Genomic DNA, 13046 nt, shown 5'->3' with positions numbered 1-13046 from the left:
ACTCTAAGTGCCAAAAATAATTTTGTGGTCTACTCAAATGAAAAGCGCTGTATAGTTGAGGGCAGAAAGCAGAAGGCACAATTGAGTAGGGCATAAAATCACACCCAATTGTAGGCAACGAAATTCTGCGGGGTTTTATACCAATTCCCATGCATTACAGCAATTTTGGAGTTGATGAGGTACAAAATTTTAGGACTTTAAGTAGGGAAAAAAAGATTAGCCTTAAAACCTTACCTCACGGTTCCTAAAAAGTGCTGTAATGCTTACTTGGCTGAAACTTCAGTTATCAAGAAGCCTTACCAATCAATACTTCTAACTTATGGCACCTGAATTACGACTTTTGACTTCCACGTAGCGACATTCGCACTTTTGGAGCGTAATCAGAATAATCTTAATATTGGCGCGATCTGGCAATTTTTAAGCTAAGTAAAATTACTGGTATGATTCCTACCAATACAATTGCTAATGCCGGACCTGCTGCCTCCGTTAGCCTCTCATCAGAAGCCAAATTATAAACCCTGACTGCCAAGGTATCAAAATTAAACGGACGAATTACCATCGTTGCAGGTAACTCTTTCATCACATCCACAAAAGTTAACATTGCTCCAGTTAATAACCCTCCCCACATCATCGGCGCATGAACTTTAACCAGAGTCTTCGTAGGTCCATAACCTAAACTTCGGGAAGCATCATCTAAACTTGGTTTGATTTTGAGCAAGCTTGACTCCACAGCACCAAATGCCACCGCCATAAACCTCACCAAATAAGCAAACACTAATGCTGTAATAGTGCCACTGAATAATAAACCAGTTGAGAACCCAAACACTGAGCGCATAAAACTATCAATGATATTATCAACCGCACCAATGGGAATCAAAATTCCTACTGCAATAACTGAACCCGGTACAGCATAACCCATTGCAGCAATACGGGTAGATAAACGCATTCCCAAATTCCGATTTAACCGCACGCCATAGGCCATAATTAAGGCGGTCGCTACTGCAAAAACAGCGGTAATTCCTGCCAAAATTAAACTATGGGAAGCATAATTCCAAAACTTACCCCGAAAACTTTCCCCACTTTCAGCAATAGTCATTTCTAATAATAATCCTGCTGGCAACAGAAAACCTAACAAGACTGGCAACAAACAAGCAAAGAAACTTGCCATTGCACGTATTCCACCTAAACGAAACTGCTGCAATTTTTGATACTGACTGCTGGTTTGATAATATTTTGCCTGCCGACGCGACCATAACTCCAGCAAAATCAACCATAAAATAAATAACATTAATACTGCTGCTAGCTGTGCTGCAGCAACTCTCTCTCCCATGCCAAACCAAGTCCGATAGATGCCAGTAGTAAATGTTTCGACTCCAAAATATTGCACTGTACCAAAATCATTGAGAGTCTCCATCAGTGCTAGAGCTAAACCTGCCATTATTGCTGGTCGAGCTAAAGGTAAAGCTATTTTGTAAAAGCTATGCCAAGGGTTGCATCCCAGGGAGCGGCTCGCTTCTAAAGTACAGGTTGATTGTTCTAAAAAAGCAACTCGTGTTAGTAAGTAAACATAAGGATACAGAGTAAGAGTTAACAAAGCGATCGCTCCTCCCATGGAACGGATCTCCGGGAACCAATAATCACTAACACTTGCCCAACCAAATACCTCTCGCAACCACATTTGTACAGGCCCATAAAATTCTAGTAATTCTGTGTAGGTGTAGGCCAAAACATAGGCGGGAGTTGCCAATGGTAACAGCATCGCCCATTCAAAAATGCGACTACCAGGAAAGCGACACATTGTAATTAACCATGCTGCTCCTACTCCAATAATGATAACTCCGCCACCTACTCCTACCATTAAGATGAAGGAATTTAGGAGATAACGGGGTAAAACTGTAGAAGCTAAATGACTCCAAATTTCTCCAGTATCTGAAAAAATACTCCTGAGAATAAATAATACAGGGGCTGATATTAAAAAGGCGATCGCTATGACAAATACTGTCCAAGCATTCCAGTTGAAATAGTTAAATTTTTTCACATTATCAAACATTTTGATTTTATACATTAGAGACTATAGCGCTGCGCGCAGGCAACAGGCAATAGGGTTTGCGCAAGCATTTCGTAGGAAATCATATAAGACTTTTAGCTATTAAACATCTCCAAAAATCAAAAATAAAATCAATTATCGTACAGAAATTATCAATTATTTCCCCCTCCATACCTATTCCCTATTCCCTCTTTTCTGGAGATGTCTATTACGTAATACTATTTCTGAATAGTAAAGTAAGACTATCAGGACTTATATCATATATAGAATTTTCCCTTCTGCATTCTGCCTTTTAATAGTAAGCGTACCGTCACACACCCTACTTTATGGGCAAACAGCCTATTAGAAAAATTTCCAAAAACTTAATGAGAACATTTCCTAAAAATTAGGTTAATATAGTTGAGGAGTCAATAATGTTTTAGAAATAATTTTAAGAATCTAAGGGAGGTTAAACAATAAATGGCCCAATCTGTAATTCTCTGTTTGGAGAGTGTCAGCAAACAATTTTCTCGCGCTGCTACCCCTGCGGTGCAAAATGTCAATTTAACACTGTACCAAGGGGATATACTAGGGTTATTGGGGCCTTCAGGTTGTGGCAAAACTACTTTATTGAGAATGATTGCTGGATTTGAGCAACCACAGTCAGGTATTATTACTATTAATCAGCGAGTAGTTGCTGGTGTAAATGATTGGGTGCCACCGGAAAAACGGGATGTTGGTATGGTCTTCCAAGATTATGCCTTATTTCCCCATCTGACGGTAGCTAAAAATATTGCATTCGGTATACATAATTCTGAGAAAAAGTCAAGCAGGCAAATTAATCATCAGGTTGCAGATGCTCTAGAGTTAGTTGGTTTATCTGGTTTGGAAAGTCGTTATCCCCACGAACTTTCTGGGGGTCAACAGCAACGGATAGCTTTGGCGCGTGCTTTGGCTCCAAATCCAGCTTTAGTATTATTGGATGAACCTTTGAGTAACTTGGATGTACAAGTCAGAATCAGATTACGGCAAGAATTACGAGATATTCTCAAAAATGCTGGTGCTTCGGGAATTTTTGTTACTCACGATCAAGAAGAGGCAATGGCTATTTCCGATCGAGTGGCAGTAATGCGAGCTGGATGTGTGGAACAGTTTGGTACTCCGGAAGATATTTATACTCAACCTGCTTCTCAATTTGTGGCTGAATTTGTAACTCAAGCTAATTTTTTATCTGCACGTCGTCAAGGTCAGTTGTGGGAAACGGACATTGGAGGTTTTGAATTAACAGATAATAATTTATTTTGCGGGAAAATTGGTAGCTTAGATGAGTTTGATCGAGTTGAGTTAATGATTCGTCAGGAAGATTTGATGTTAAAACCTGATGATGGGGGGTCTGTAGTAATTCGCGATCGCCAATTTTTAGGTCGTGAATTTCGTTATTCTTTACGCACTGAATCTGGACAAGAGTTAATTGCTCGTACAACTCCACAAGTAGCATTGCCCATTGGAATTAAGGTTCAGGTATGTATTGCAGAAGATTGTTTGAGGGTTTTTCCTGCTACATCTACTAAAAATTTGACTCAATCTTCTTCCCTAATTAGTGTTAGTTAAGATAGGACAAAATAGGGCAAGTGTATGTGAATGCTGATTGTAGAAGCTGCAAATACGTCATAACTGCTTGACTTTCAGACTTTCGCATACAATCCACTGCTGACCTAGAAAATTAATTAGCTTTCGTAAACTATGTTGTAATTCTTTGGTTTTCTGGAAATATAGTATCTTCAAATTGGAACTTAAGTTTTTTCAAAAGAATAAAACGCGATCGCCTTTTTGCAATTAGACACTAGCTATGAAAAACCCTGGTTTCCCCAGTCAGCAGGTGTAGAAACCGGGTTTCTCTAGATAGTAATAAATTTTGCCTCGATCGCCAACTAATTTACACCTACAGTCTCTTCAACAGCATTATCATGTTCTACTCGGAAAACATTCGCACTTAAGTTAGCTACAATCTGTTTGCCTTGTTGGGTGAGATTTAGATAAGCGATCGCATCCTTAACATAGCTATAAACTACATTCCAGTAAAACTTAGGATAGCCCCGACGTAGATCGCCTGGATTATTATATCCCAATATCTTATTCTGACCTGTTTCCTCAAACTCATAGAAAAGAGCACTAATTTTCTGTAAATAACGGGGGTCGCTTAACTGACCTATTAGATCTGCTGCCCTCACCAAACCAGGATAGTTTTCCTTATCCTGATGATCTTCATCTGCTGGTACAGGAAAACGAGTCAATTCTATGTTACGCTTAATCACTTCTGCATCAATTAACTTATGACCTCCAAAGCGTTCCTCAATAAACAGCTTACCTCGGTCAACATGATAAGGAGTTAGGTTAGCATCCGTAGCGCCTCTAGGTAAAGATACGCTAGTACCATCTATGCCTGTAGCATACAGTCTTAAGTCTCCTCTATCTTGACAACATACACCTTTGACATACCCAATATCATGACAAAGTAAGGAAATGTGATAGTGTAGCCAATCTTCACAAGAAACTCCACCTTCACGGATATGCTTCCCGCGTAAAATTTCTTGTCCCACTAGAGTTACAAGAATAGTATGTTCCACATTGTGATACAGAGCATCACTATTAGCAATATTTTCTAACGCCATTCCAGCTGCCCAGGCAATAATATCAGCATAATCTGCTTTATATCCACCATAGGTATGACGATAGCCATTAGTCAGCCGTTTTATAAAGGCATCAATTAAAAGTTCAGTGGAGTTAAACATCTGCAGTCTCCTAATATAAATTTTCTATTTCACTTAATTTTAGTTCAATGAACTGATACGCTTTTTTGTTTACCATCATAAATAAATTATCTCACCTCATTTTCTTTTTTTATTCCTCTATACTACTTATTATTATTTTTTTTAGCCATAGTTAAAAATTTAATTTTAGGTTTCATATATATAGACAGCAATTTTATCTTGTTTATGAGATATCTTAAGCTCTTAGAGCTGATTTATAAAGTAAATATGAATAAGATAAATACTTTACAGTGCAAGAGTTTAGCCATATCTAAGTCCTCTGGGCATAATTTCCAACAAGCCTAGTCTAGAAAGAGTTTGCCTGAGAAATGCTGCGCAAACAGCTTAGTTTACAAATCAGCTCTTACAGAGCAGGGAACAGGGAATTGGGAATTGAAAACATCTAAACAATCAAATTATCATGAATGATTTAGAATTGCTATATCCACATTGATTAAATGCTTAGATGCTATCCAAAGTTTAAGATGGAAAAACATTTATCAATTATTTTGTCATAGTTTTTCTTTTTATATTTCAGACTAGATTGTCATGTTTATATTGTACAAATAGTTCTGTGAAACTTGCAACTTTTATGATTATATTTTTTGATTGTGCAATCGTATATAAAGATGTTTGAGTAAATACGTAATTATATTTTCATAGTTTCATAGTTGGAATAAATTGTATTCATTATGATCTTTTATAAATTTTCACGGATAAATATCTTGGCTTGTGAAGCTTCTTAGTAAGAATAACCAGATTTTTGTAACTATTAAAAAAAGTTTTTATACTTCATTTTTAGTTGTTTTTACTCAAGATAATTTCGACAACTAAAATGTAAATACTACGTATTCCGGTGTTGTTTACTATTGACACATCAAGTCTAGCATTCTATATTTATTCAAAATAGCTTTATTGAATTATATATCTATACAAGTATGGAAAAAAATTATAGCTCTATTCCGTGATTATCAATTATAATTATCGTTGATATTCTTTTCAGGTAACTATAGCAATATGATTTGAGTTGTGAGATATTGGAAATTTTTAGGTATGGAGGGAACACTTAACTGGGAACAGAGAAGAGAAAAAAAACGTATCATATGAATATAATAATTGCTATATTCTACACTTTTAAGGAACATCTCAATTCTCAAAACTCATTCCTGATTGCTATAGAATTGCCTATATATTTAAAACCTTTATACTAAGTTTTTTAATGATTATTGTATATAATTTAATATTGATTTGTCTGTGATTAAAATATACTATTAGGTGTGATAATAAAAAACAGTTAATGTGATTTGAGTCACAAGAAGAAAAAATATTATATTAGAATCTGTAAAAATCAAAATAGTAATAATGAAAAATCGCAACAATAAATATCAAAATATCTTTTCTGAATCCAATTCTGAAGATAGTATATTTAATAAACTACCTCAAGAAGTTAAACAATGGGCAGCTAGCTTACCTTGGAATCAACGCCGTTATGTTCTATCTTTTTCTTATATTTTATGTGGTTCTTCTCCAGAAAAACAGGCAGAATTTTTAGATGATTATATAGCTGATGGTTTAGCAGTAAAAATGCTACAAGATATAGATACAATTAATAGAGTTAACAAATATCTAAGACGGTTTCGTGCAGAAACAAAAATCAATGAAAATGTACTCAGAAACTATATTAGGCAATATTATATTCATTCTGCTCAAGATGTACGCTGTCAAGCCGAACAATATTTAGAATCTGCTTTAAAGCTAGTCATTAATACAGAAAAAAGAAATCACATATTTAACTATATTTTGGGATTTGAATTGATTAAGATTATGTTCACAATGAGTTGGCTACAACATGAAAAATTAGCTCGTCTTCAAACAAATCAAAATAACTTTATTAAAACATATATCAAGCCAATTCAGTACGCTCATCAAATTAATGGCATTATTGTACCGAAAGATAAAGGAATATTTTTTGCCAAAAGAGATTATTATGTGCAAATACCCCAACTATCTCCAAATAAGTTAGTAGCTTTAGTAATAGCAACTTTTACGACTAATAAAGTTACGAAGTGTGGTTTTGCGATCGCTCGCCATATTAAAGCTTTAAAATTTGACTTTGATTATATATTTCAACAACAAGAGGAAGAAGAAATTTTTCCTCTCGAATTTGAGTCTATAGTTAATTAGAAGAAAATTATGTAAATATTTCTATTATAAATATATTATTAAATAATTAAATATTTAGCTGCTTTGATCTACAGTATTTTCAGATTAGCTACGATCTAGGAATTCTAAATTATTTCTGAGAAATTGATTACTTCCTATTTCTCGATCCCTAAAAATATATAATACCTCCCAATTCAAATAATATTCTAATAAATTGTCATTTTTTTAATCGTAAAAACTCTTTTTATTACCTATTACTTTCAACTATAGTAATTTTATTTTATAGCCCTAGGTAACACAAAATACAACAGTAAGCTGTCAGTGAATTTGGTGAACTTAGGAATTTCCTAATCTAAACTTGTAGCGCTATAGTTGCATAAAAAGTCTGGCAAAAGGCAAAAGGCTAAGTAAGGTTTAACGGACTTTTTACTGTTAGTAAATAACCAACTCTTGTTTGACATTTCAAATAAAAACGCTAATACATCCCCGTAAATGCCATACCTCAATTTAAAGTAATAATTTCCCGATAATTTAAGCTCTGAGACATAGATCAAAGATGTTAAATCTACTGATACCATTAGAAATATAAATATAAATAAACCAAATTTAGGAGCCTGTTGTGCTGCTATCGAAAGGATTTGAAGTAGAAATGTACACTGGCACACCCCAAGGTGATACTATTGGCCTGTCAGACCAAATTGTGGCCAAAGTAGAAGGGTTTGTGAGGGAGCCAGATAGTAGAAATGTAGAATACACGACTCCACCATTGTGTAGCTATGACCGACTTTTATGCGCTCTAGTAAAGCCAAGACAAAAATTGAGAAGCTATTTAAACACTTTAGGGGATTACACGATAATTCCAGGAAGTACCTTATCCTTAGGAGGTAGTCATACCTTTGAACGCTCTGACCCTAATAACCCATATCACACATATATACAACAAACTTACGGTGCAACAGTTGTTACAACCAGTATTCATATAAATATTGGTATTAGCGATCCAGAATTATTGATGCGGGCCATTCGCTTGATCCGAATGGAAGCCCCTTTATATTTAGCCCTCAGTGCCTCTTCTCCTTTTCTAGATGGCCACGATACAGGCTTTCATTCTACTCGCTGGGCTACTTTTCCGAAAACTCCAGCTGATGTCCCTCTATTTGAAAGTCATAGTCATTTCATCAAATGGACTGAAGAGAAAGTTGCTACAGGTATGATGCAAAATGTCCGCCATCTGTGGTGTTCTGTGCGACCTAATGGCGATCGCCGTCCCTATAATCTTAATCGTCTAGAATTAAGAATTTGTGACTTTGTCAGTAACCCAGTTATACAACTAGCCTTGGTAGCTTTCTTAGAAGCTCGTTTATGGCAATTATTTGACGATCCTAGTCTCGATCCTTTGGAAAAAAGTAACTTATCTGCAACTAACCGTTTGGAAGATTTAGTAGCTTTAGCAGATAAGAATGAAATAGCAGCCGCTCATGATAGTCTTGAAGCTCAACTCTTCCATTGGCAAGATGGTAGAACTATTTTAGCTAAAAATTGGATTGAGGAAATTTATCAACAGGTTTTACCTTATGCCAAAAAACTTGGCTTTAGTTGTTTTCTTTCTCCGATCAAAAAAATTATCCGGGAAGGCAATACAGCACAAAAATGGTTAGGTCAATACAATAGCAGTCTTGACAGTCGGAGTGTAATTAAAGCAGCAATTTTGGAAATGCTGCAACAAGAAGAACAGCTAGAAGATCAATTATGTCAATCAATGGTGGCCTAACCTGATAGCATTCCATTTAGTTCCGCTACATTAGGTTGAAAGGAGTTATCAAAAATCTCAAAAGTTTTGCTAAATGTCCTTATAATCTACACTTCACTGGTTAAAACTGCGTGGATTCTATTTGCGTTAGCATTGCGAGTCTAAAGGTTGTAAGAACAGGGGATAAATCCACCTGTTTTTACTTCTCATCCCTTGAGAGACTGTTATTGATCCCTAACCGATAGTCAACCGCATCCATTACAGATAAAGTTTTCTGTTGGCAAAGCTTACCGAAGGAAGATTTAGCTAGTTTTTGATATTTACATCTTAAGCTTCTTACTTGATTTTCTCCTGAACTAGGGAATCAATTATATAAATATATATTATAGATAGTATTTATCTGTTAGGGTAGGGTACGACACTAACCTATAAAGCAAAACTCACAAAACCGAAGATCAAAATTAGGGGCAAAAAAAAACCAATTTCTATATATACATATACTTAAGCATTAATCATATCTATGATTTTTATTGTATTGAATTTTTAGAGAAATACTGAAACTTAAAAGTAAAGTATTCTAGCTAACAGCTTTAATGTTCTCAGTATCAAAATAAATTGATATAATGCCTCAGATTGTTTTAGTCTATCCGCAAATTCCCCCAAATACAGGAAATGTTGCTCGTACTTGTGCTGCTACTAATACAGAATTACACTTAGTCAAACCTTTGGGTTTTGAAATTAGCGATCGCTATTTGAAACGGGCAGGTTTAGATTACTGGCCTTATGTTCAGCTACATGACCACGATAACTTCAAAGAGTTTCAAACCTATCACCAGCAACGAGGTGGAAGATTAGTAGGTTTTAGTGCAAAGGGGGATTCTAATTATACTAAATTTAAATACCAAACAAATGATTGGCTATTATTCGGTTCAGAAACTCATGGACTACCACAAGATGTCTTAGAGCATTGTGTAGCAACTCTCTATATACCAATGACACAGCCAAAGGTTCGTAGTTTAAATCTTTCTGTTAGTGCTGCCTTGGGTTTATTTGAAGCCAGGCGTCAATTGGATTATCTGAGTTAGAATCATTATTCTGTGAGTTAGAATCATTATTCTGATAGTATCTATAAAATTTAAACTCAGTTCCTAATGACCAGGTGTTATTTACTTACAGATATGAATTAATGATGAAAAACAGTATATATACCTAATTAAAAATATAGTGTTCATAACTCAAAAATCCTTAAGTCCTGAAATATTTCAATTTAAGTATTTAATAGTTAATTTGACTCTATATAAGTACTATGTATACAGTCTGTCAACTCTATGTCTATCTATAAGAAATTTCTATGGTTATAGTAATTGCCACGACCGCCAAGTTGGTGTATACAAAAATTTAGATTATATTTCCTCCTGAAATCCTTTTGTTAGTCTAGAGGGTATTTACTAAAGGACTAAATAATTCAGAGAAAAATATAATTGGATACTTTCCAAATAACATGGCAAAAACAAACTACTAGCAAAATGTTGTAATATTCAGTGTCTGAGAAGTTAGTTACTTTTTTTTCTCTGAATTATGGCCATTAAGTTGAAATTAAATTAAAATTATCCTTGCTTTTTTTATAAAAGCAAGATAACCTAGCCTAAGTTTGATGCTTGTCAGTGATCTGGATCTCTGAAATCAAGTGAATTAGGTCATTGACAAGGAAAAATAAAAATTAAGGACAGTTAAACGCTTGTTGATAGGAGGTCGTTCTTTGAAACGAACATTTCCAAGTAAAGGAAAGTCTGCCGCTACCTGTGAACTTCACACAGAAGCAACTATTGAGCAGTCAAAACAAATAAGTACAGTTGGTAGCAAAACTTCTGCTGCAGCCATGATTGGACTTGCTGCTATTTCAACCACCATGGGTGCACCAGGCATCCTGTTATCTGGGAAAGGCGATCTCGCAGTAGCAGCAGAAGTTCCTGGAGTGGATGCCAACACACATGAAATCTCAGTTAAAGAGTTAAAGGTTACTGGAGTTAATAGGCCAAAAGGTTCACTACTTCAGAAATTGACTCAAGGGTATGTAGAGACAGAAGGAAATACTGATTCTGAAGTTGAAGCAACTAAGCCCAAGACTTTTCTGCAATTGGAACATACACTAGCAGAAAAATCCTTTTTTCCTGTAGAACTTCAAAAGAAATATAGCCAGACTCAAATCAGAGAATCTGAGTTAGAAACTTTAGTCTTTTCTGAACCGAAAATTAGTGAATTACAAACTAATGAGTTGCCTCCTCTGGGTTCTCTAGCAAAAGTGCAAGCCAAGGAGAGCATAGGCACTAATACTCAGCTAATTGACCGATTAAAAGTAGAAACTAACTCTGTTCAAAAAGAGCAAAAAAACCTCTCAGTCAAAAATTCTGTGGAGTCCAGGTATAAGCAGTTAGCTTCTGAGTCTGTAGAAAAGCCCTTTGATGCATCCACAGAGAAATCTCTAGAAAATAAAAGTGCCACATCAGAAAATTTAGTTGTTAAAGAACCAGCTATAGACATAGCCAACCCCTCTGAATTAGACCATACTTCCACGGTTAAACAAGTCGCCGATAGTCAAATAGATTTTGCTCAAGAGTCAATCAAGACAGAAGGGACTAAACTAGAAGGGGCAGTAGTTATTGATTCCGCTCTGACATCTACACCAGTTTCATTGGTATACAAGGTGCGTGTAGGAGACACACTAAGTTTAATTGCCAAGGAAAACAATGTATCTGTCGAAGCTTTAGCTAGAGCTAATAATATTAAAAATCTAGATGTAATTGAAGCCGCTAAATTACTTAAAATTCCTCAGCAACAATTTTCTGAATCATTAACACTTGTAAGTTCTACAAGTAGTTATTCAAAAAATGAATTTAGTCAACCTTCTTTGGAAACTACAGCTAACCAACACAATATTTCAGAAGTCAAGCTTCCTAATATCAAATCTAATTATTTATCGTACAGTGTACCAAATGTGACTGGAGCTGAAGTTGCACCACGCAGAAGTGTACAACTTGTTTCTTGGTCTCAAGGTATAGACGAAGATCAAGAAAATCAAATACACAAGAAACCAAAAGAATTTTCAACTTCAACACAGTTGCTTGCTACAGATAGCCCGAAAAATCCCTTAGTCAATAAAGTATGGCCCGATAATCTAGGTACAAGAGAATCTAGACAAAATCCTGTTACATCTTCTAGCAGTAATCAACCCGTTCAACCATTACCAACTGATAGTGGTGAGTTACTACCAAAAGCAAAATCCGATCGTCAAAACAATCCTTATGCTAACCGTTTGAGGTCAGAAATAAGCAGGCTAAGACAGGAATATAACAATCAAAAAGAGCTTGAAGAATCTCAAACAATAACCCCAGAAGCAACAAATATTCCAGTACCTGAACCGTGGTCTTCAGAGCATAATTTACTGAATAATTCTCAAATTATTAATGAGAACAATAGTAGTAGGTACTTACAACCAACTTATCAGGAAGAAGTAAATAGCAGCCAAACCAGACAATGGTCTGAAGAAATAGAAACTCGCAGACCTGAAGTCAGAAATCCTGCTACAGTTGTTAAAGAACTACCTCTAGGAAGAGATCTTAGTCAATCTCAAGAGTCATCAGTCATGGCAGCAGCTCCAATAGGAGCTAACTTTAATGAGATTCTGAATAATCCTTCCCTAGGAAAAATGGTTTCTCCAGACTTGCCACCTTTGGGTAAAGCTGATACCTATTTACCTGGTGGCTCAATGCAATTTACCGGATATACCTGGCCCAGCAAGGGTACTCTAACATCAGGTTATGGTTGGCGGTGGGGAAGAATGCACCGTGGTATTGATATAGCTGCACCTACTGGTACTCCTATTGTTGCTGCTGCTCCTGGTGTTGTCACCTTTGCTAATTGGAATAGTGGAGGGTATGGTAATTTAGTGGAAATTAAACATCCTAATGGTAGTCTGACAATCTATGCTCATAACAGTCAAATTCTTGTTAGAGAAGGTCAGAAAGTGGCTCAGGGTGAGCTAATTGCTAAAATGGGAAGCACTGGACGTAGTACCGGCCCACACTTACATTTTGAAATTCATCCAACCGGAAATGGAGCTGTTAATCCCATGGCTCTTTTACGTTCGGGAGCGACATATAATTAGGTTAGGTGTTGTATAATTATCGTAAAATTTCGGTAAGTAGGAAAACAGTCAGTTTTAACTGCTGGGTGGAAACGACTCGATTGATTTTTATCCATAGTTAACAAAATGTGTTATAATTAACTAAAAGTTTAA

At 35.7% G+C, this 13046-nt stretch carries 7 protein-coding genes; 5 read left to right on the top strand and 2 right to left on the bottom strand.

The genetic code is table 11. From position 1 onward, the window contains the following. Positions 1-391 precede the first annotated feature (391 nt). Positions 392-2065, bottom strand: a complete 1674-nt coding sequence (locus AC3DU7_RS02620) for an ABC transporter permease (RefSeq protein WP_488037813.1) — start codon at positions 2063-2065, stop codon at positions 392-394. 441 nt (positions 2066-2506) lie between these two features. On the opposite strand from AC3DU7_RS02620, the gene AC3DU7_RS02615 reads away from it, so the two are divergent. Then, on the top strand, positions 2507-3637 hold the full coding sequence (locus tag AC3DU7_RS02615) for an ABC transporter ATP-binding protein (RefSeq protein ID WP_488037812.1): 1131 nt from the start codon (positions 2507-2509) through the stop codon (positions 3635-3637). Positions 3638-3957: 320 nt separating this feature from the next. Here the strand turns inward: AC3DU7_RS02615 and AC3DU7_RS02610 are convergent, their stop codons facing one another. Then, complete coding sequence (locus AC3DU7_RS02610) at positions 3958-4818, bottom strand: Npun_R2479 family HD domain-containing metalloprotein (RefSeq protein WP_488037811.1); 861 nt, start codon at positions 4816-4818, stop codon at positions 3958-3960. 1380 nt (positions 4819-6198) lie between these two features. Here AC3DU7_RS02610 and AC3DU7_RS02605 point away from each other — a divergent pair. From AC3DU7_RS02605 to AC3DU7_RS02590, 4 genes are all read left to right on the top strand, one after another. After that, positions 6199-7020, top strand: coding sequence for a cobyrinic acid a,c-diamide synthase (locus AC3DU7_RS02605; RefSeq protein WP_488037810.1), 822 nt, complete (start codon positions 6199-6201; stop codon positions 7018-7020). A gap of 598 nt (positions 7021-7618) precedes the next feature. Next, positions 7619-8770 carry a glutamate--cysteine ligase gene (gshA, locus tag AC3DU7_RS02600; protein WP_488037809.1) on the top strand — a complete coding sequence of 384 codons (1152 nt, stop codon included), beginning with the start codon at positions 7619-7621 and terminating at the stop codon, positions 8768-8770. Positions 8771-9372: 602 nt separating this feature from the next. Beyond that, complete coding sequence (locus AC3DU7_RS02595) at positions 9373-9834, top strand: tRNA (cytidine(34)-2'-O)-methyltransferase (RefSeq protein ID WP_488037808.1); 462 nt, start codon at positions 9373-9375, stop codon at positions 9832-9834. Between the two features lie 674 nt (positions 9835-10508). After that, positions 10509-12914 (top strand): peptidoglycan DD-metalloendopeptidase family protein, encoded by a 2406-nt coding sequence (locus tag AC3DU7_RS02590; protein WP_488037807.1) that lies wholly within the window; start codon positions 10509-10511, stop codon positions 12912-12914. The last annotated feature ends 132 nt before the right edge of the window (positions 12915-13046 follow it).

This window comes from Okeania sp., assembly GCF_983059655.1.
The sequence above is the reverse complement of the archived record's forward strand: the minus strand, read 5'-3'. Positions and strand labels throughout refer to the sequence as shown.